17 protein-coding genes are annotated in these 21,155 nt (G+C 31.6%); 2 read left to right on the forward strand and 15 right to left on the reverse strand.

The genetic code is table 11. From position 1 onward, the window contains the following. Positions 1 to 128: 128 nt before the first annotated feature. Positions 129 to 623 carry a PTS sugar transporter subunit IIB gene (locus BR52_RS10590; RefSeq protein ID WP_034572479.1) on the reverse strand — a complete coding sequence of 165 codons (495 nt, stop codon included), beginning with the start codon at positions 621 to 623 and terminating at the stop codon, positions 129 to 131. A 401-nt stretch (positions 624 to 1,024) separates the two neighbouring features. Between BR52_RS10590 and BR52_RS10595 the strand changes: the two genes are divergently transcribed. Then, positions 1,025 to 1,687 carry a CatB-related O-acetyltransferase gene (locus BR52_RS10595; RefSeq protein ID WP_034572482.1) on the forward strand — a complete coding sequence of 221 codons (663 nt, stop codon included), beginning with the start codon at positions 1,025 to 1,027 and terminating at the stop codon, positions 1,685 to 1,687. A 65-nt stretch (positions 1,688 to 1,752) separates the two neighbouring features. On the opposite strand, the gene BR52_RS10600 is transcribed toward BR52_RS10595, so the two are convergent. The 5 genes from BR52_RS10600 to BR52_RS10625 form a co-directional block, all read right to left on the reverse strand. Next, positions 1,753 to 5,808: a bacterial Ig-like domain-containing protein gene (locus tag BR52_RS10600; protein ID WP_034572485.1), complete on the reverse strand. Its 4,056-nt coding sequence runs from the start codon at positions 5,806 to 5,808 to the stop codon at positions 1,753 to 1,755. Between the two features lie 788 nt (positions 5,809 to 6,596). After that, on the reverse strand, positions 6,597 to 7,958 hold the full coding sequence (locus tag BR52_RS10605; RefSeq protein ID WP_034572488.1) for a hypothetical protein: 1,362 nt from the start codon (positions 7,956 to 7,958) through the stop codon (positions 6,597 to 6,599). A 616-nt stretch (positions 7,959 to 8,574) separates the two neighbouring features. Continuing rightward, entirely contained in the window at positions 8,575 to 10,284 is a 1,710-nt protein-coding gene (locus tag BR52_RS10615) for a putative glycosyltransferase family protein (protein ID WP_051915708.1), read from the reverse strand. Continuing rightward, a complete protein-coding gene (locus BR52_RS10620; RefSeq protein ID WP_034572494.1) occupies positions 10,256 to 10,561 on the reverse strand; it encodes a hypothetical protein in 306 nt (101 codons plus the stop codon). Before BR52_RS10620 ends, BR52_RS10615 begins: the two co-directional genes overlap by 29 nt. Before the next feature lie 26 nt (positions 10,562 to 10,587). Continuing rightward, positions 10,588 to 10,917 carry a hypothetical protein gene (locus BR52_RS10625; protein WP_034572497.1) on the reverse strand — a complete coding sequence of 110 codons (330 nt, stop codon included), beginning with the start codon at positions 10,915 to 10,917 and terminating at the stop codon, positions 10,588 to 10,590. 182 nt (positions 10,918 to 11,099) lie between these two features. Here BR52_RS10625 and BR52_RS10630 point away from each other — a divergent pair, with 182 nt between their 5' ends. Further along, positions 11,100 to 11,450: a DUF3139 domain-containing protein gene (locus BR52_RS10630; RefSeq protein ID WP_034572500.1), complete on the forward strand. Its 351-nt coding sequence runs from the start codon at positions 11,100 to 11,102 to the stop codon at positions 11,448 to 11,450. 99 nt (positions 11,451 to 11,549) lie between these two features. Here BR52_RS10630 and BR52_RS10635 read toward each other — a convergent pair whose 3' ends face one another. The 9 genes from BR52_RS10635 to BR52_RS12630 form a co-directional block, all read right to left on the reverse strand. After that, positions 11,550 to 11,789 (reverse strand): hypothetical protein, encoded by a 240-nt coding sequence (locus BR52_RS10635; RefSeq protein ID WP_236707184.1) that lies wholly within the window; start codon positions 11,787 to 11,789, stop codon positions 11,550 to 11,552. A 34-nt stretch (positions 11,790 to 11,823) separates the two neighbouring features. After that, positions 11,824 to 12,129, reverse strand: coding sequence for a hypothetical protein (locus BR52_RS10640; protein WP_034572505.1), 306 nt, complete (start codon positions 12,127 to 12,129; stop codon positions 11,824 to 11,826). A gap of 15 nt (positions 12,130 to 12,144) precedes the next feature. Continuing rightward, a complete protein-coding gene (locus tag BR52_RS10645) occupies positions 12,145 to 13,422 on the reverse strand; it encodes a lipase family protein (RefSeq protein WP_034572508.1) in 1,278 nt (425 codons plus the stop codon). Further along, positions 13,409 to 13,747, reverse strand: coding sequence for a hypothetical protein (locus BR52_RS10650; RefSeq protein ID WP_147291890.1), 339 nt, complete (start codon positions 13,745 to 13,747; stop codon positions 13,409 to 13,411). Before BR52_RS10650 ends, BR52_RS10645 begins: the two co-directional genes overlap by 14 nt. 165 nt (positions 13,748 to 13,912) lie before the next feature. Next, positions 13,913 to 14,260 carry a hypothetical protein gene (locus BR52_RS10655; protein WP_034572514.1) on the reverse strand — a complete coding sequence of 116 codons (348 nt, stop codon included), beginning with the start codon at positions 14,258 to 14,260 and terminating at the stop codon, positions 13,913 to 13,915. Further along, positions 14,257 to 14,706 (reverse strand): hypothetical protein, encoded by a 450-nt coding sequence (locus BR52_RS10660; protein WP_147291889.1) that lies wholly within the window; start codon positions 14,704 to 14,706, stop codon positions 14,257 to 14,259. The genes BR52_RS10655 and BR52_RS10660 overlap by 4 nt, the downstream gene beginning before the upstream one ends. A gap of 503 nt (positions 14,707 to 15,209) precedes the next feature. Then, positions 15,210 to 16,508: a 5-methylcytosine restriction system specificity protein McrC gene (locus tag BR52_RS10665; protein WP_034572519.1), complete on the reverse strand. Its 1,299-nt coding sequence runs from the start codon at positions 16,506 to 16,508 to the stop codon at positions 15,210 to 15,212. After that, the gene (locus BR52_RS10670; RefSeq protein WP_034572522.1) at positions 16,492 to 18,195 is read right to left on the reverse strand and encodes an McrB family protein; all 1,704 of its coding nucleotides are present in this window, start codon (positions 18,193 to 18,195) and stop codon (positions 16,492 to 16,494) included. Before BR52_RS10670 ends, BR52_RS10665 begins: the two co-directional genes overlap by 17 nt. Positions 18,196 to 18,341: 146 nt before the next feature. Then, positions 18,342 to 21,131, reverse strand: a complete 2,790-nt coding sequence (locus tag BR52_RS12630) for a DEAD/DEAH box helicase (protein ID WP_051915710.1) — start codon at positions 21,129 to 21,131, stop codon at positions 18,342 to 18,344. Positions 21,132 to 21,155 lie beyond the last annotated feature (24 nt).

Here is a 21,155-nt window from a genome sequence, read left to right on the forward strand (position 1 = left end):
CTAGATTTTGTTCAAATAGCTGCCAACCTGCACAGCTATTTTTTACACGTTTCGTTAGTCTTTGTCTATTAAAAACAGACTTTCCTAACAAAACCGCCCCCTTTCAAGGTTCCTTTTATTTGATCATTTTAAACCTTCGCTTTTTTTAATACATCCATCAGATTTTGTTTACTATCAGTAATGACTTTTCGAATTTCCAACTCGGTTCCTTGGGCATTTAAATAATGAAAAGCTTCTAAATCCGCATCATCAACAGCAATTGTGTTGGCAACCATTTTTTTTCCGGTGGTATAACCCATCGCACCAATGTTTACAGCTGGAAAATGAATACCTGACTTGACTACTTTTGAAACTTCAACTGGATTCGTAAATAATAGAATAACTTTCACACCATCAAATAATGGATTCGAGTAGACTTCAATCATCTTGGCAACGGTAATCACGTTTACTTTGATGCCTGGTGGAGCCGCTTGTTGAAGTAAGATTTTTCGGATATTGTCTTTCGTCACAGCGTCACTGACAACGATAATTCGCTGAATGTCGAGTCGTTTAGCCCAGACGATTGCAACTTGCCCGTGGATGAGTCGATCGTCGATTCTTACTAACCGGATATCGATTCCCAACAGAACCCCTTCTTTCTTGTTCATCCATTTGTTTGGCTTCTCTTATTATATAGCAATTTTCGTGCCAATTTTAGTGTATCGTTTAAAAAAACTATTATATCAGCATTTTTATCAAAAAAACAGACAAAAAACAAATACACTGATTAGTGTATCAGTTGCATTCGATACACTAATTTTGTCTTCCTTTTAGTGTATTGTCCAATTACAGCATAAATAAAAGGCGTATTATGTTATTTTATTATAAAGCTTACCTGTTAAATTTTTTTCGTTTATGATAGAATAATCTCAAGTAAAAGGGAGGCATTTTCATGATTCGTCGATTAAAATAATTAAAAAATGTCGCTACGGCATTCAGCTTCTAGGTTTATACGCAAGACTAACTTAGAAGAGAGGAAAATATTATGAAACAATTTAACAACTGGTCAGAAACCAAACTTTTGAAGGATATCGTAACGAATCCCCTGATTGAAGTCGGAAATGGTTCTTATTATTCTGGCTATTACGCCAATCAAGATTTTGAGGATGGCTGTGTTCGTTATCTTTGGGGCGATAAAAAAACAAAAAATTTATTTAATCCAATTGAAGAATTTGGTTGGACGCTGGATAAGCTTATCATTGGAAATTATGTCTGTATTGCTGCTGGTGTCACCATTTTAATGGGAGGAAATCACAATCATCATCCTGATTGGATTACCGTCTACCCATTTGAAAATCAGGTTATGGATTCTTACGCACCTAAAGGCAATACCATTATAAAAAGTGATGCTTGGATTGGGATGAATGCTATGATTATGCCTGGAGTAACTATTGGGGAAGGCGCTATTATCGCTGCTGGATCAATTGTTACGAAGGATATTCCTCCTTACACTATTGTAGGTGGGAATCCTGCACGCATTATTAAAGAAAGATTTTCTGAAAAGGAAGTCCAACAGTTATTAGAAATTAGATGGTTTGATTGGACATCTGAACAAATAAAAAAAGCAGAACCTCTTTTGATGAGTGCCTCTATTGAAGAACTTTATCTGTATTACCAAGAAGTGCTCTTAAAAGATACTCTTCTTTAAATCTAAAAAACCCAATAAGAAGTTCAAGGATTAATTGAACTTCTTATTGGGTTTCTTTATTTTACTTACTTATTTTCTTCTCTTTTTGATCTTCTGACCAAAATAATCCCACCTATTGATGCAACTACAATCAAAACACCAATAATTACTAGATAGTTACTTTTCTTTTCCCCAGTTTGTGGGAATTTGGTTTCTGATTGAGTTTGCTTAGGTTTAGAAATATTGACTTGATTCTTTTCGGTATTTCCTTGATTTCCAGAAGCGGGTTTTTCTGGTTCAATCGGCTTAATTGGTTCTTTTGGTTCTTCTGGTTTAACCGGCACTTCTTTTTCAAGAACTGTAATCGTAGCAACGTTTGTTAATTGCTTGTTTTTTACTTGAAGTACTCGTGCAAGGCTACTTTCCATTGGAAAATCTTCTGTGTCAATCGTGTAAGAAACTTCATATTTCCCTTTAACAGTTGGATCGGCTACGCCGGTTACTTTTACTTTATCAAAGGAAATCGGTTGTCCTTCACGATCAGTTGCTGAAATAAAATTATCCTCAGCTTTCCATGAATCGCCTACAAATAAAGTAGAATCTTTCACAACTACACTTGATTGATCCGCTTTTACAGTGATAGTAGCCGTTTTTGATTGGCTGCCGTGACTGTAAGTCACTTGATAAACTCCCGCTTTGCTTGTGTCTACAGATCCTGTAACTGTTAGATTGTTAATCCCAAGAGCGTTCCCAGCTTGATCGGTTGCTGAAATAAAGTTGTCCTCTGCTTGCCAATGATCGCCTACATATAAGGTAGAATTTTTTTTCACTTCAAGCGTTTCTTGTTTTTCTATTACTGTAATAGTCGCTTTATCTGTTGCAGATTGATTTTTATAAACTACATCATATTTACCAGCATTATTTGTATCAACTGTTCCTTCCACAGTTAGTTTATCGAAATCAACCGATTGTCCATCTACATCTGTTGCTGAAACAAAATTATCACCTGGCTGCCAATTATCTCCTACAAAAATAGTAGAATCCTTAGCTTTCACACTTGTTAAATCTACGTTAAATGGAATTTCAACTAGATTACTACCCTTCGTTAATTTAATTACTTTTCCTGTTAGATAATCTTCAGAAATAACATAGCCTTTCGGAACTTCGGTTACACGTAGCGTATACTCACCTGACATAATTGCATCAATATTGTATTCACCTTTGCTGTCTGTCACAAATTCACTTGTAGCTCCGCTAAGATTATCCACAAGTTCAAAATGAACCTTTGGAATATTAAGTGTTTTATCTGCTGCATCAAAGGTGTGGAATTGTGCTTTGCCAAGATAAACAATTCCTTCTGCTTCTCCATCTGAGAATTTCAACACAACTACATTGCTAGCAACTGTTTTGCGCTCTGTTTTCATTAAATCTAAACTATCAGAACTAATCGTTGTTTCTGAGTAAATACGTCCTGGGTTTGCTGAAACGGTGTTGTACTGAATCGTGATGTTTTCAGTCAGTGTGTAATCGTTAAAACTAATTTTCACACCTGTTGCCGTTTGTTTAACGGTATACGCATCTTTTGGTACCCCATCAATTACAATTGAATTTAAATCAATTCCGCCATTTGTGACTCCTTTAATTGCGATATCAAATACTGGATTGATAACTTTACGCGTTTTATCGTCAATATTTTTTGTCGTCATACTGTTGCTTGTCACATTTTTAAGCGTTGCATGCTCTGTCTGACTAGCGGATAAAATAGCTACTGCTTCATTGCTAACAGAAGCGGTAGCAGACATTTGTTGATTGCTATACAAAGGCTCTGCTGTTGTCCCTGTCACTCTGATTGGGCTTACATCGACCCAACCGTTTGCCAGCTTGTATTCAATAATGTAACGTTTCGATGTTTTTCCAAAATCAAATTGATAACTATTCGTTGCTTCGTCAAATGTAATGGTCGGGTAACCTACACTGCTTTTGTTCATTGGATTGTCAAAGTAATAGCCACGATCCCAATATTGAGGATAAATAGAGTCCACCATATCATTTGAAACATCGTAGATATCAAAAATTACATCTGCTCCTTGTGGCACCTTCGTTAAAACAACTAGTGAGTCAAACGAATCGTTTCGAGCGTTTACTAAAAATTGATTTTCACTTGCTTGTAATGTGCGCTCTGAACCTTGCTTACTTCCGGTTGTAACTGTTGTATCAATCTGGTCATACCCATCTGCACTCATCGTGATTGGAATGGTATCAACGGGAATGCTTTTGTTTTTTGCCAAACTATCTGGCACATAGTTAAACCCAATCGGGATTGTGATTGAATCGGTAATTGGTGTCGTGAATTTAATAACAGCACCATCTGCCGTATTGGTTACCGTGTAATCTTTATTTAATTTATAAGAAGAAACCGTCGTGACTTCTCTCAAGGTTAAATAATTCGGATTTTTCACATTGATGACTAAATTTTCAATTGGTGTTTCACGACTGCCTTCCACATTGACTACTGTACGATTAAAGTAAGCTCCATTTCGATCGTAATTCCCCCAAGCTGTTTCAGCATTGTTTGGATTAATCACTGAAATCGGCTGAATGTATTTATCAGAAATCAAAATAAAGGATTTATCTATTCCAATAATAGGCGTGCTTATTGCTAAATCAATATCTTTTTCTTCAAACTCCATTTTCAGATTGTCCATAGAAATTCTTAAGTCGCTATCTTTTGTTGCTGTTAAGATTACTTTACTTCCCTCTTTACTAACATCAAAATAATCTGTTAATGGAACATTTTGATTTTCTGAATTAAATGCTCTAAATTGGTAATCATTCATAGCTTGACCGTTTTTGCTCTCAACAATAATTTTTTGACCTTGGTCTGTATGTGCAATATTGCCATAAATTGTCAAATAATAATTCCCTTTGTTTTGAAAACTTGCTGAATGGATTGAGCCAAAGTTTCTTTGACTAATCATTTTTTGATTTTGACTTGTTTTAGCAGTAAATTCTAAGGCTTTGTTAGAGGCCGTAGTTTTATTTAGCCCTACCCAACCTAATTTTGTAGTAGGATAATTTTGCTGAAGACTATAGTCATATTTCGAGGCATTTTTCAAGGATAGTGAGCGATTAATGGATAGTGCATAGGCTTTTTGTTGATTCATTGCTGGAATGTTAATCGCCGTTCTGTTAACAGTATTTTCAGCTATTGTGTAATCCACGCCTTTGTTTAATACTTGTTTTGTTTCTGGAAGAATCGTCCCATTAACGTCAACATCGTAGGAGTTCACTTCAAACGTTTGGTCATTTTTGTTGAAGATTGCTTCTGGTGTTTCCGTCATCAACAATTCTAGTGTTTGATTTCCTGACAAAGTTCGATTTAAATTATAGAAAATATCTCCATTTATCCCAAAGTTAAATTTCGCTTCTGTGTATTTAATCGGCTCTATGTCTTCATACAAATCAAATTTGTATTGATTTTTCGTTTGTCCAGGTGTGTCTACGGTTACTAAAGGATTATTCTCCGTAGCAATATAGCTTTTCAAATTTAATGTAAATTCCGTATCTCTCACTCGTTGGTTAAATGTGATACTGACGGTTTTACTAGCTGCGTCTACTGACCAAGCCGCGCCAACTCCGCCGACCTCACCACTAGCGTCAGAATAACCAAGTTGTGCTGGCAAATTCATTGTGTATACAGACCCTGGTAAGTAATCTTTATCTTCCACTACAAATTTTAGTTTTGCAGTTACAGGGGATGAATTTAAGATACGATTAGCTGCTTGTTGGCTGTATTCAACACCATCCATATCTGTAATCGTCATAGTTGATAAAATTTCATCTGTAATAACTGCTTTTGTATTTGGCGTCTCTGCTTTAGTTGTCGGAACAGCTTCTTCCTTAATTGGCGTTTCTACTGTTTTTTCTTCACTTAAAGCAGGAACTTCTTGTGCCTTTTCGTCTTTTGGCGAAGTTGTTTCAGTTTGGTTATTTTCAGTTTTTGTACTGTCCTCTTTTTCACTACTAACCGATTCTTCAGTAGTCTCTTCGCTTGTTGTTACAGCGAAAGCGCTGACAGAAGAACTCAAGCTCTGTGTGATTAATAAGGCAAGCATGAACAAACCTATTTTTTTCTTTTTCATTTATAACCCTCTCCTTCTTTTCGTCCCTATTTTTGCTGCGTTGGCATTTTTAGTTATTCACTTAAACGGGTCAACAGGCGTTCGCTTTTTTTATGAAACCCCTCAGTTGTTGATTTGACTTTAAACTTAAAAAATAAATAACACGCTATATAGTTTTTATATGTTTAAAGTAAAATAAATGAATTTTTTCAACTCCCCATTTAGAACAATTTTACCATTTAAAAAAAGAAAATCAATGCACTTAAAGTATAAAAAGAGGATTTTAGACCATATAATAAAATAACAAAATGTTATTTGTTCACATTTACTAAAATTTTGATTTATAGCATGTTAAAGTAGCGTCTCTTCATTTTTTCATCACTGATTGCCCCCATTTATTTCGTCCTTTCGGCACACTTTCTTCATATTTTCTCAGTATACTAAGAGAGTAATAAGTTTACTGATACAGCAAACAACCGAACTAACTTTTTTATTTTCATTTTTTCATTACAACTCCTCCAAAGTGTAATGACATCATGTCTGTACGATTTTAAAATCTACAGCCATGATAACTCCTTTTTTTGCCACCTGACTCTCCATCAGGTGGTTTTTTTTAGTTAATTTATGACGCTTATTTAACTAATGATAGCACTCTAAGACTAGGCTCATTAAAAAAACAAAAAAACCATCTCAAATCCAAGATGGTTTTATTTCATCTATTGCATTATTTTGGTACCCTTTTCATTCTCATAAAGCGCTTTTTTTTGTCTTTAAATACGAAAATGTAGCACGTACATATATTTCACTAACTATTCATTATTCGTAGTCGTCACCTTTCTCAGTATCTTCTGTAATCCATATAGATAAACAACAAAAATAACCAATATACTATTTTTAGTGACATTTAAAACTGATAAAAAATCAAGGGATTCTTTTTGACTATGGTATGCCTTCAATACATTCAATACTGTTGTATTTGTATATAGAGCCGCTATATATAACGTAGTGAACATGATTAGTTGATTTATCACACTACCAATATTGGTTAATCGTGCTTTCGCAATTAATCTAAAATCTTTTGGTAAATCTACATGATTGTATACATATTCATCCAACTCGCTATTCAGCTCGCTTACAAATAGTGAAAGGCATAAAATCCCCACATAAAAAGTAGGCTGGAACAATAAGAAAATAAAACTAACAAACAAACCGGTCATAATCAACTGTTGTTCTGAAATACCATAAAAGATTTTTTTTAAGAATGAAATAAGAGCACCTTTTACTAACATGCCCACTAGGTAAATATAATAGATTACCATTAGTTCACTCTCACCGTTTTTGATAACTTGGTAAAATGTTAAAAAAGCCAAAATAAAATTAGTTAGCATTCCTTTGTAGATTATAATAGACGATAACTTGAAAGAGATCCTTCTTTCAGGATGCTTTTTATATCGATATATACTATAAAAAATCATAATTATAAAAATGGTACAAATTAATCCTGGTAATAGATTGGTTATCCCTTCCTTTTTGTCTTCTTTTAGCACAAAAACAGAGCCAAATATAACAATAAATAAAAACAAAGATTCAAAAATAGCATATTCAGGATAGTCATTTTTATTTTTAACATCAAAAACTAAATTTTCTGATTGATGCTGATATAACCAAATTAATGCGATACCTAATAGAATAAATACAATAGATGAATTTAATTGAATCAATTTAGCTAAAGAAATTAAGTAAAATATAGAGCATAAAATCCCTCCTATTTTCCATTTCAAAGAAGGGGACTTAATTGATTTTGGTCGACTAGTTCTTTTTAATGTTGCATAACTTGGTATCAATATACCACTACATATTCCCATAAGAATTCCTGCTATACTGTAAATAAAAATTGAATCGTTACTTATAAAAGCCGTCAAACAACCTATTATTCCTATAATCACACTATATTTAAATAGTTTAGTTACCTGTACTGGATTTGAACGAAAAATAAACAATACCGAAGATTTAATACTATAATAAAATATAAGAGGTAGTAAAAAAGATTTTGATCGATGGTTAATAAAAAGGTGAGTCAACATAATGATAACAAACGGATGAAAACTCTTTATAAGAATGCTCGTAAAAAAAGGGAGCCTTATGTTAAATTTTCTGATTGCCTTTATCATTGTAATTCCCTCCACATCAAAGATTCTTCAGTCTCATCTACTATATCTCTATTACTAAAATTTATCAAAGATTTACTCTATTTTGTATTTCAAAGACAGCTCTGTATGTTTCTTTGATACACTAAAAATTAAAAACCAGAGATCTTCGTATACCTCCTATATAGAAATGGCTCATTTATTATAAAATAAAAAATTGAGTTAGTTGATACTACGTTTCCATTTTTCACGATAGATTCAACTAGTTTTTGGAACACTCCTCTTTTGTTTAGTCGCTCTATTACATGCTCAGCATAGTATCTTGTCTATTGTATTAAAAATAGCTCTTAAAACCGGATAGGCTTTAAGAGCTATTTCCATATTTACTTCTTATATTTATCAAACTTCTTTACTCTTTTAAACATACTTTCTTCATAATTTATGAGTATACTAAAAGAGTAGTAAGGATGACAGTCATTCTTACCTAAAGCCAAACTACAAACTAACTTTTTTATTTTCATTTTTTCATTACAACTCCTCCAAAGTGTAATGAACAACTCCTTTTTTGCCACCTGACTCTCCATCAGGTGGTTTTTTTATTGGAATTTGAAGTTGAAAATATAAATGAATACCTTTAATCTTAAATGACCAATTTTTTGTAAGTTCTTTCAATAAATTTTTTGATAAAAAAAAGAATCGTCAAAATCCACAGACCAAACGTTAGTAAAATAGGATATAGTAAAAACTTATTTTCAAAATGAATGGCGACTTGGTTATTTACAATCATATCATTGGGAACGATTGGTGTTCCAATCTCGCTTAATGTGTACTTACTTCTATCAATTTTTTTGCCACCGGTACTCAATACTGTATCTGTATAAATCACTATAGGAAATTCAGTATTTTTTTTATTAAAGTGATCCACCGTAATAATTAGCTGTGAATTCTGAACTGACTTTCTAAACATTCCAGCTTTATCAATAATTTTTTCTTCATAAAGTTTGTATTTGTTTAATTTTGTTTTGTTATACAATGGAAGATAATCTGGCGTTGTTTTCTCAACAATTTTTAACGCTTTACTTTTATCTTTTAAGAAAAAGGATTCTTTTACAGTATTCGTACTATTGCTACTGTTTATTATCGTTTTGGATCCAGACTGAATATAATTATCGCTAGTATTCCATGGTTTTGTAATTACAAACATTAAAATAACTACTTGTATCACTCCTAAAATAACAAAAGAAGTGTTTAGCCATTTTAAGTTTGAACTATTCATAAAAAAATAGATCAATAAGATCGTCACCGGAACAAAAAATCTAAATGGAAATTGGATGATTTCGGCAATTGAACTATTATTTTCAATTAAATAATTCCAAGGTATGATACTTGACGATACTATTAAAAAAAAGACCATCGTTAAAAAAAGAATCTTTTTACTTGAATCATACGTTTTCCATTTTACAAATCCTAATCCTAATACACTTACTAACATTAATAGAAGTGATACTGGATTTATAAGCCAATAGGAGCTACCTTGATTAATCGTATTTGAACTCATCGTGTGGTTAATAAATGGCTTAATGAATTGATTTTCTCTAGTTATTGAAAAATAGGTTACCCATATATTTAGTGTTAATAAAAAAAAGAGCAAAACTTCTCTGATTAGATCAATAATAAATCTTTTTCTTTTCTTAGTTTTTACAAAAGCATAAAGAAAAATGGGTGTATACATTAAAACGAGAATTAAAGAAGACAGGATGTGTGTTTGGAAAATAAGCGCAGTTAGAAAGCCTAATTTGAACTTTGGAACTTCTTTTTTATCAAAAACAATAAAAATAATCGATAAACAACATGGTAACAGCGCTGCTCCCCAACTTGTAAACCCTTGCCTAGTTGGCCAATATAAAATTGAAAATGTACACATATACAAAATTGCTCCAGTACAACTTTTTCTGTAATTAAAGCTTCCAGCACGAAGAAATGTATACATTGAACAGCCGGATAGGACAAATAAAATAAAGTTGGATAGCACTTGATAAACATACCAATTTTTACTGAGGAGTACCAATAAACCATGTAAATACGCGATTATCGGACCATAAAATGCATTCACAATACGTCCCGATTGTTGAAAACCATAGAGAGAAATAAAATATTCAAAATTTTTATTTCTAATTTGTTCAGAGGCGTCATAAAAACGATTAAAATGAAAGATAGAATCTGATCCTATGACCATATTATGTGTAATTAGCTGTGGCGTTATACATAGAAAGGCAATTAAAACAATCAACAATAAGCATTTTTTATTGATTGTCAGATTTTCATTCCATCTTTTTTTCAAAAATATCATCACTATTGAACTCCCCTAAACTATTTTTGCTGTTCAATTTTACTGAGATTTCATTATTATCGTCTTGTAAGAATGATAATTTCAAATAATCTGAACTCGATTCGTTTAATTTAAAATCCATTGTAAATTCTGTCCTATCTTTCAAATTACTGATTGTTTTCATACTGGAATAGTCTTCAAGTAATTTTTTAGTAATGTATTCACTATGCTTATATTGTTTTTTCCAAACAAAATAAAGATTGGCTACTAATATTGTTGATAGTAATAGTATTTTCATTCCATCTCTCCTAGTCAGTCTTGTAGTTAATTAATTTTATCGAGCATTCTATCTGGTCCATCATCTTCTTTTACTTGATAGAGTGTTACGCTTCTTCTTTCATAAAAATAAAATGCTCGATAATTTTTTTTGTCGTTTTTTATTTCAAAATAAAAAGAGTACCCTCCACCTGCTATTTTGTAATCTCTAATTTTATTCGTTATTGTTATTTCATTTTTATAAATATTTTCCTTTTCTAATCTAGCGTATAGGGCATCTAATGCAATCGATTTACGATAAGGTTCGTACATTAGGATACTGCCAAATAAACATCCTACTAATAAAATACCCATAACTAGTTTAAATTTATTGCTCATCTGCTCACCTACTTATATAATGTTACACTTAAGAAAATAGCAATGCTAAGGACTCTCTATGTTTAAACCATTTTAGAAACTACCAAGACATTCATCTAAGTAAGGATTGACACTAAATTCTCTTCATATAAAAATCTTTTTATGCTACACTATAATTTTAACTTAGAAAGGTAGGTTAATCTATGAAAAATAAATTTATTATCTTCCTGTTTATTTGTTTTCTTCTAACTGCAGTGTTTTATGCCAATAAAATAATTAAACAATCAATTGCTACTAATCGTGTGCATCATTATATGGAGCAGAAAGGATTTCCTTTAAATAAAATTAAGGACGAAGAAATTCATTATTCTTATTCAACTGATCGATGGAACTTGCTCGTTATCATGAAAGATGATTTGAATTTTCAATATAGTTTCGATTACCGATTTAAAACAAATGACATCCAAGAAGATCTACTCTTCCTAAATATGAATTACACTAAAAAACCAGCTAAGTATAATCAATCACTTTACTATGAAAAAAAAGAATACTAGAAACAATAAAAAACCGTTCAAGTGAACGGTCTTAGTTTTAGACACATCATTAAATGTAATTTTTTTACTCTCTTAGTAAATTTACTTTTTCAAGTCCTCTTAAAATTCATCCAACATTTGTTTTTGTTGATCAAATACTTTTGTTATCTTTTTTCCAAACTGGCCTTTAACCGTTGACTGTAAACCAGTTGTTGTTTTTGATAAAGAGGCTTTCGCCAATTTGCTTTCTTGTTTCCCTAGTTTTTTTGTTTTAGCTTTTTTAGATTCTTTACTCTGACTCCCAGATCGCCCAATGGCTTTCACTTCGGTTTTCTGGACATTCTTTTTATACTCTTTCATCAATTCATCCAAAGCTTCCATCAGATCAATCCCCCTATTTTAACCGTTGTAAGTCTTTTCTATACTGGTATTCGGCTTCTTCTTGTTGCCGAACAATGTTCTTTTTTTCTTGATTCAATTCAACTAGTAAGTCTTCTTCTAAACGAGCTAATTCTACTCGAGCCTCATTTAAGGAATCATTGTTTTCAGAAATATCCGAAAGTAAATAGCGCAACTCTGAATAAGCTTCCTCTTCCATTCGCTGCCCTTTTCGTTGAAATTCTTTAATCGTGTCTTCTTGGTCTTCTAATTTTTGTCTTGTTTGTTGATAGTCTTTAAGTAATTGTTCTTCCTTATCCATCCAACTATTTCCCTTCTACTCTAATTGACGAGCTAGTTCTTGGTCTCTCTGAACCAACTCAGCTATTTTAGACTTAATTTCTGATACAAGACGCGTAAATTTTTCTCTCATTTGTTTCGCCTTCGCAATTTTTTCTCTAAATTCTTCATTTGGAAGAGTCACCATCTTGGACTCGGTACAATCTACTGAATTTAGCATCTCCATGATTTCTCCATGACTCAAATCTGATGCTCCATTTCGAGCCTTTGACACACATTTTTGCCACAATTTTTCTAAGTCTAACATACCCTCTTGATAAATTTTTATCGTATTGGTCATTGCCAATTCAAACTCTGATGAAGCTAATTGAACAACTGCCAAAGCTTGACTGTCTTCTAAGTATATTTTTTCATTTGTGGATAGCCCTCCACCACTTGCTTGAAATTTAGCTTTTAATTCTTGTAAAACAACCATTCCCATAACGAATTGTTGCATCAATTGACGTTCGCTTTCTTGTTGAATTGCTTTTTTATTATAGTCGTTCTTAGGAATAATCAAGCGTCCTTTGTCATCAAATTTCCATGTAGACAAATTATGAAACGCTCCTTTAAGAGGATTTAACCCCATCGCTAAACTGATTTTAATCTCTGCCCCAGTACCATTTCCCATAAGATTTCCAATGGCATCCCCACGGTTACGAAAATTCGTTAACCAACCTGGATTATTTTTTACCCATTCTTTTGCTTCGTTACTCAAAATTCCATACGGATCTGGACCATTAAACCCAACATTTAGCCATTTATTTTCAGCAGCTACCAGTAACGCCAGATATTCTCCTAAAGAATGACCAGTTGTAGAGATACTGGCGTTGGGGTATTTTTTTCTGATTTCATCCGCAAATTGGAGAGCGGTAACAGATTGAGCATCTACAATTTTTTTATGAGTCTCAGTCTTACTTGAATTAGAGGGCACTTCCACTGATGTAGTTAAAGTATCCTTGTTTAATCCTACCGTTTGCGTATCTGTAAGGATATCTAATCCATCATCAGCATTCGTTCCAGCAAATGCAATCACTACTTGAGAGGTGTCTGGTTTTCCATTTTTAATGGGGGCGACTGCCATGGCTTGCATTCCGTTTTCTACGTTGTCTTTTACTTTTAGAACCTCATAACTATTTATAATTTTATTATCTTTATCAGTAACCTCCAAAATAGAACCTTTTTTAACTGGAATACGAGCATTTTCTTTCTCTCTTTTAGAATCAACTGCGTAGGCTTTGTCAGCTAAATAATTATACTCATTATCTGTTGGCATGTTTTTCACCCCCATAATCTATTGAAATCTCATCTAGATTTAAAGAAGTTCCCGGCTGTTTTTTCTTTTCTAAAAAGAAAGTTTCTTTGTTGTATGAAATATTAAAATTTGAATTTTTAGTTAAATTATTTAAATCAAATTGAATTAGTGAATTTGAATTAACTGTTGTAACAATGTGCCAGGTTCCCGTATCTTTTGTTTGAGAAAAATTTCCAAAAGAAATGGTTTCAACATTTTCATAGTTTTGCGATATAAACACAGCCATCTTTTTTTTTATTGCTAATTCTTGATCTGATATTTTTTTTTCTTCTTTTTCTTTATTCAAGAAAGTTTCTCCTCCAATTCCAATTATTAAAATAGCTACTAAGCTAAATAGCCACCACCTCTTTTTGTTCACAACCAACACCTCTTCAATAATTTTTAAGTAACACTTGATCCAATACTTTTATTTTAATATAGATGATATTAGAAAGATACCGTTATTTAGTTTTTATATAATTTTATGAAAATGTAAGTTAGATTTTTTACCAACAAAATCCATATTAATTATGATTCGAAAATTTATGCACATGCTTTTGACTACCTTAAATCTTTGGTTTGTATATTTATTGTATCCATTAAAATTTAATTTTGTTGATATGTCTAAAGTATTCTTGTTTAATTCTACCGTTTGCGTATCTGTTAGAATATTTAATCCTTCGTCAGCATTCATTCCAGCAAATGCAATCACTACTTGAGAGGTGTCTGGTTTTCCATTTTTAATGGGGGCAACTGCCATGGCTTGCATTCCGTTTTCTACGTTGTCTACTGATGTACTGTAATCTCTATCAATAATCATTGTATACCTCCGTAATTAACGGTTATTTTATCTAAAGAGTTATAACTATCTAATTCTTTTTTTAAACTAAAATCATCTTGATTATATCTAGTTGAAATAATCCTAGTTTTATTTTTTTCGAGAATAAATTTAATCGATAACCAATCATCAGGATTTTGGTTAATTTCTAAATCAATAGACCAACTACCCGTTTTTTTTGAATATAAGGGGGTATCAAAATCAATTTGAGTAACATCTTTATAATTTTGTACTACATAGATAGCAATTTCATTTTGGGCTTTTAACAACTGTTGTTGCTGTTCTTTTTTTTCTTGATCCTTATTCATGTAATATCCGCCTCCAATTCCTAATATTAAAATAGCTACTAAGCTAAATAGCCAATACCTCTTTTTTTTCACAATCAACACCTCTTCAATACTCATATTTCTAATTAGTTGCTTTATCATTCTTCAAATCCATTTTCTCTGTAAATCTTACAAAAGAATACATCAACTTTTTCATCTCTTACTTTATTGATTCATACAAAACGAACGTTCTTCTATAAACAGAATAACATTTTATACAGTATCTTGTCTATTTTGTTTGTCACATGATACATTTTTTTATATTAAACAACTGCTATTAACGACTTTTAATCATTGAATACAAAAATACTCTCAAAAACCTTCTAGGCACCAAGAGCATTCTTTACTTCTTATAATTATCAAACTTCTTTACTATTTACAACATACTTTCTTCATAACTTATGAGTATACTAAAAGAGTAGTAAGGATGACAGTCATTCTTACCTAAAGCCAAACTACAAACTAACTTTTTTATTTTCATTTTTTCATTACAACTCCTCCAAAGTGTAATGACATCATGTCTGTACGACTTTAAAATCTACAGCCATGATAACTCCTTTTTTGCCACCTGACTCTCCATCAGGTGGTTTTTTCAATTGCTTTAATTAAATATTCCATTGCTCTTTGAATTTATTTTCTGACTCGTTCATCAAGGTTATAAATGCTTTATAACTATCAACTTGCTGTGGAATTTGAATAGACTGCTTAAATATCAAAGCTCCGTATCCTGATAATCTACCAATTTCGTTGTATTTTGTTTTCTCAACACTAGGATAGACTACACCAGCTGTTTTTGATTTTAATATATATGAATAACCTATAATTTGATACAAATCTTCACGACTAATTCCTTTTGAAGTAAATTCAAGTTTTTTATATTTTGCATCAATAACACTACCTAGTTCATTGTTATAGAAATCGGGATAAACGGTTCTTGTTCTATCAGAAAATATTGATATACCATCCTTCGATTTTTTATTTCTAGGATGAACGAAATAATCTTTAAGAATCGTATTTACATATTCTTCCCAAAGCCAGGAAACATCGAATAATATACCATGAATATTCTGGGCTCCTCCCCCTAAATCATGATGTCTATAAGTTAATATCAACAAGCATAACTGTTGAAGTAAGCGATATTCAGTATAGTAAGCATGTCTTAGCGGAGTATTTCTGTTGGCATTAATCACTTTTCTCTTGTTACCTAAATTAAACGATGGAGTTGCAAATATAATCGAGGAAATATTTTGTTTCATAAGCTCTGATGAATTTAAGATAAGTTGGCCATTTTTTGTTGATAGACGAATATATTCTATTGTATGCCGCACTAGTTGCATCAAGTCGTTATCCTGAGTATATTCTCGAGATGAATAAGCTACTTTACCTGTAAAAGGTATATTTCTTTTAATATGTCTAGCAATATCAATATTTCCTTTAACATTGATATTATTGTATTCTATTCTACAATATTGTTTAAAAATACCTTTTCTCATAGCTGTATTTAAATATTGAGGAAATGCATAAATTAAGAATTGATATATTTGCTCTTCCATAGATAAATTAGTATTTAAATCAACTACATTGATATTTAAAACTTTTTGTAACATATAGTGTAAAAAATAATCATCTTTATTTTGAGAAAATCGTGAATGTATTTCTAAATTTTCGCCCCCACAACCAATAAAACCTGCAATATTTTGAAATTTTAATTCCTCATTTATCGTTTCAATAATTTTTGAATTACTTTCTAAATCATCTATCACAGAAAAATCACTAGGAAAAATAAGAATATTACTCTCATTTGATAATACTGATAAAGTCTTATCTATTAGTTTAGCTGAAATTTTAGGATATGTCTTTTTAAATTCAGATTTTGAATAACTATTATTATCTTGGATCCTCATTATAATTTACCTCGTCTATCTTAGTTATCAAGTTATAAGCGTCTTTCATAGACTCAATTTTTTGTTTTTCTTCATAGCTACCTCGGATATATTCTTCTAATAACGGCTGAAGGTAATCCTGCCATAAAACTTCATAACTATAGTCTAATTCAGGTAACTTTAAAAAGTAACTTGGTCCTATATGATAGTTAGAATTTAAATCATCTATAACAGAAATTTTCTCATTTAAAGAAATTAAACGATCAGAAGCACTTTCTATTTTATCGTCATCTAACTGTCCTTGCCACATAGAAAGTGTTTCATTTGCTTTTATTTCTATAAATCTAAATCGACGACGCATAGCAAAATCAAAACTGTCTACTGAACGATCAATATCATTCATAGTACCAATAATATAAACATTTTCAGGAATATAGAAATTTTCATCATCTTGTCTAAGATTAGCATATTGCGTTTTTACCGAACCAGATTTTCCCCGATAACTTGGATCAATTGAAAAAAATAGTTCTCCTAATATCTTAGAAATTTCTCCGCGATTAATTTCATCGATCACAAAAACAAACTTCTTCCCCTCAACACTATTAGATTCAGATGGTGCTAGATAGGGTACCAAACCAAATTTTTTCTTCATTTTCTCAATAACAACCAACGCTTGTCCACGATAATAGAGTTGCTTTTTATAATCAGAATTTTTATACAACTCGTATACATAGCGTTTAGGTAATACCCCACCATTAACACCACTATCATAGGTTACATTAAAATTATTCACACTATTAACAGTAAGGTAAGCCGTTTTCGTCACATATTCTTTTTCATCGGCTGTATTTACATGTGCAAGATATTTCGCCCACGATTCCTCAAAATTATCTTTTCCTCCGATACGAAGTGCTTCTATCGCTTTTCCACAGAATGACTTAAAAATACCATCTTGTAGCTCAAATCCCATTTCACCATCATCAGGCGTTACAGGTCGTAAACCTTCTACAAAATCAGTATAATCATAACTTGGATGAAACTGGACGAATTCAAATTGTTCTGAATCTTTTAATTCCTCTTTAGAAATACCTATAATCTCGGCTGCTATTTCTTTAGCTAAGTAACTCTTTCCCGTTCCTGGAGCACCACGTAAAATAATATTCTTCGATTTTTCAAGCTTATATGCCAACTCATTTTTTTTATTCGTGAATTCCATACTTGATTCCTTCTTTCCTACATTTACAAAATCCTCATAAAAACGAATCAATGTTTTATTGGGCTTTTCTTTAGAAAATAAATCTAGTTCAGCTATCTTATAAGATATACCTAATTCTTTGTCTCTGTTCTTTTCTTTATTCCACTCTACTATTCTGAGCGAACTAATTTCAAAATTCTGGAAAGTTGTGCGGACATTTGCCCAATTTCCATTTGGTAAACTATAATCAAAATAAGGGATTTTACTACTGTTCTCACCACTAGTTGGACCGTATGAGCTATTGCTAAATAAATGAATATGGTAGTCAATGCCTGCAATATTTAGTACATCATAGTTTTTAACACGACTAAATTTATTATTTTCAAACCCATCAATTCCTATAGTTGTTTTTTTATTTTCGTTGCTTTTAATATTTATATTTGCTTGTTCAACAAAGCGCTTTAAGAGATATTTAAATTCTTTATATTCATTTCCAGTATCTTTGAAATCCATTTGTCTTAACCACCCTCAATTTTGTATCGTCTAAATACACTAAAACTAATATATTATATTTCCTAAAACCTCACTACTTATGATAGGGTTCTGCGTAACACAAGTGAATGATATTATTTTACATCTATTGAATTTTAATTATTAATTTATTCCTCTTTTAATATTATAGATTTATCAGTATCTAATTTTAAACGTTCTCGCTCTTCTCTTATAATACGTTTCACTATTGCAGTATCTGAAATATCCACTGATTGGGATGTTTGATTAGATATAAATGAATCTTTTGCAAAATTGTCAAAAACTTGCTGTTTTGAATCTAGCATTTCCATCATTGGTTCATCCACACTTTCTTCAGTCAAAAGTCTATACACAAATACGGGATTTGTTTGTCCCATCCTGTAAGCACGAGCGATAGCCTGAGTCTCAATTGATGGTTTAATTTGTGGTTCACAAAATATAATAATACTTGCGGCTTGGATATTTAATCCAAAACCTGCAGCTAATACTTGTGCTGGAAGAACTGCACCCGCAGGGGCCTGTTCAAAATCATCTAGTATTTTTTGACGACTACTAGTGCTAACACCTCCCATTATAGGAGGAAGTGCTCTATCACCTAAAATATCTATTACCGTATCTATTACGCTACGAAAAAAAGAAAAAACTATTATTTTCTCACCATTTTCTCGTGCTTCATCACAAATTTCTAACAACCGTATTTTTTTGGGTGAATATTCAATAGATTTGCCCATCCAACCACAACGTCTCATTAGCATAAATTTTCCATCCGCAACAGCCTGTCTATACAATTCTTTTTCTCCATTACCAAAAGATACCCATTCTTCTACTTGTGTCAACGGGGGTAATTCATTCAAAACATCCTCTTTCTTACGTCTTAAATACACTGGAGCAATAGCTTCTCGATATTTCAAAGGATTTGTATAGAAATCCTCACTAATTATATTTTCAGCAATATTTGGCTGCAGTACTTTTATCAAAGAAGTCATCTCTTCTACATTATTTTCAATCGGAGTTCCCGTCATATACATCACATACGGAGTTCTTTTTGCAATTGAATTAACTGTTTTAGATCGTTTAGCAAGGTGATTTTTCACATAATGAGCCTCATCTACGATTAATAATTTTAATTTTAATTCTTCAGGAAATTGAAGTCGCTGTAAGGTTTCAAAGGTCGTTATTCCTACTCCTCCCTTATCTATCCAAAGTTTAGTCCAGCTATCTCTCGATGCACCATGAAGTCTATAGGAATTTAATTCACTATGCTTTTTTATCTCTCGTTCCCAATTTACTATAATACTAGCAGGACAAACAACCAAAAATAATGAGCTATCTTTTATAGCAAGGTGGCTAATTACACCTATAGCTTCTAAGGTTTTCCCAAGACCCATTTCATCACCAATCAAAACTTTTTGTTGAACTAGAGTGTATCTGACAGCAAAATTTTGCCATCCACGTAATGATGCTTTTAGTTTGGAAAAATTAAGATCAATTTTAGTCATTTTATCTAAAATGTTTTTTGCTATTTCACTAGTTCCTGAATTATCAGGACTTATAATACCACCAAATTTTTCAAGTACAGCATAGGAACTAGCAGCATTTCCTTGGAACCAAGAAGTAACATTCTGATCCTCCAAGAAATTAATATCTATTTTAAACGGATAATATTTTTGCTTAATATGCTCAGCTAATTCATATCCATCAGAAACTTTTCTCTTGAAATCTTCAAAAAGGTCTAAGTTGGAATCTAAAGAGCACTTTATCCATAATAATAGGATTTGTTTTTTTGTAATTACTTTTTGTAGTGGGAGTTCATCAGTCACTTTTATAAATTTTTCTAACTGATTGAAAAGCTGCTGATTTTCAACAACAATATACAGTGATTTGATTAATCTATGTTGTATGTTAGTAATGTGATGAGGGTCTATTTTATATACTGGATTAGCCGCTAATTTCCTCCTAAATGAATCCAAAGCATTTTGAATCACTTCACTTTTTTTAGGTCCAACACCATCTAACACATCAAATCTTCCATCATAATGTTCTAATTCTTTCATATTATTAAAGGATTGAGTTAAAATTGTTACTGGTAGACCTGGGTATGCATCAATAAAATCCTTAAGCGGAAAATTTTCAAATCGTTGTACTAGAATTTCATTTGCAAATTCCGAACTTAAATTTTTAATATCATTAATTACTTTCTCATATTTAATACTTAACTTCTTTGTTTCCTCATTGAATAAGTATAAGTAATTTAATTGTTCTAACAGTTCCTCTAAAGGGGGAACCAATTTAGGATTAGCTAGAGAAAATCCACAAATACCTTGATAGATATCTTGTATTTTGTCAAAATCTTCATTAATTATAGCTTTTAGTTTTTCAAGTGGCACATGTACTATAATTTCATACTTATTTATGGAATTAGATAAGTCACTTTCTCGGAGAATCTTATTAATATCAATAAGATTATCTACTTGTTGTAAATACTCTTCTTTACCTTGTTTTGTGCTAAAAAATCCTCGTATTTTTCCTTTTGGTTCTTCAGGTATTGACCTTTCCAATTTCAAATTACCTATTTCTTCATCAAAGGTATTAAACTTATCTTGATTTTGGTACAAAGAGAATGCAATTTCTAAATTCTGTTTTAAGACTTTATCTTTTGCTATATCTTGTAAAACAAACATACCGTGCTGATATACTTCATGACTAAAATTCAACAAATTATTTTTCTGATCATAAAAAAAATTAGATTGTATTTTGCTTAGATTTTTTTGAGGGCTAGTCAACTCATAAAATGTATCGTTAAAAATATTTTTCAACTCATTAATTTGGTTTTGATACCTAGTAATTATAGTCATATGCTCACGATATTTAGCTAATTGATCAGCTACTGAATCCTTATCAGGCAAACTTACGCCCATTTATATTCCCGCCTTTCATTAAAT

Origin of the sequence: Carnobacterium divergens DSM 20623, from assembly GCF_000744255.1 — a bacterium.
GTDB lineage: Bacteria > Bacillota > Bacilli > Lactobacillales > Carnobacteriaceae > Carnobacterium > Carnobacterium divergens.

What these genes read in the sequence shown, in the direction of transcription:
- BR52_RS10595 (WP_034572482.1), top strand. Translation starts at nt 1,025, where the DNA reads ATGAAACAATTTAACAACTGGTCAGAAACCAAACTTTTGAAGGATATC.
- BR52_RS10600 (WP_034572485.1), bottom strand. Translation starts at nt 5,808, where the DNA reads ATGAAAAAGAAAAAAATAGGTTTGTTCATGCTTGCCTTATTAATCACA.
- BR52_RS10605 (WP_034572488.1), bottom strand. Translation starts at nt 7,958, where the DNA reads ATGATAAAGGCAATCAGAAAATTTAACATAAGGCTCCCTTTTTTTACG.
- BR52_RS10615 (WP_051915708.1), bottom strand. Translation starts at nt 10,284, where the DNA reads ATGATATTTTTGAAAAAAAGATGGAATGAAAATCTGACAATCAATAAA.
- BR52_RS10620 (WP_034572494.1), bottom strand. Translation starts at nt 10,561, where the DNA reads ATGAAAATACTATTACTATCAACAATATTAGTAGCCAATCTTTATTTT.
- BR52_RS10625 (WP_034572497.1), bottom strand. Translation starts at nt 10,917, where the DNA reads ATGAGCAATAAATTTAAACTAGTTATGGGTATTTTATTAGTAGGATGT.
- BR52_RS10630 (WP_034572500.1), top strand. Translation starts at nt 11,100, where the DNA reads ATGAAAAATAAATTTATTATCTTCCTGTTTATTTGTTTTCTTCTAACT.
- BR52_RS10635 (WP_236707184.1), bottom strand. Translation starts at nt 11,789, where the DNA reads ATGAAAGAGTATAAAAAGAATGTCCAGAAAACCGAAGTGAAAGCCATT.
- BR52_RS10640 (WP_034572505.1), bottom strand. Translation starts at nt 12,129, where the DNA reads ATGGATAAGGAAGAACAATTACTTAAAGACTATCAACAAACAAGACAA.
- BR52_RS10645 (WP_034572508.1), bottom strand. Translation starts at nt 13,422, where the DNA reads ATGCCAACAGATAATGAGTATAATTATTTAGCTGACAAAGCCTACGCA.
- BR52_RS10655 (WP_034572514.1), bottom strand. Translation starts at nt 14,260, where the DNA reads ATGATTATTGATAGAGATTACAGTACATCAGTAGACAACGTAGAAAAC.
- BR52_RS10660 (WP_147291889.1), bottom strand. Translation starts at nt 14,706, where the DNA reads ATGATAAAGCAACTAATTAGAAATATGAGTATTGAAGAGGTGTTGATT.
- BR52_RS10665 (WP_034572519.1), bottom strand. Translation starts at nt 16,508, where the DNA reads ATGAGGATCCAAGATAATAATAGTTATTCAAAATCTGAATTTAAAAAG.
- BR52_RS10670 (WP_034572522.1), bottom strand. Translation starts at nt 18,195, where the DNA reads ATGGATTTCAAAGATACTGGAAATGAATATAAAGAATTTAAATATCTC.
- BR52_RS12630 (WP_051915710.1), bottom strand. Translation starts at nt 21,131, where the DNA reads ATGGGCGTAAGTTTGCCTGATAAGGATTCAGTAGCTGATCAATTAGCT.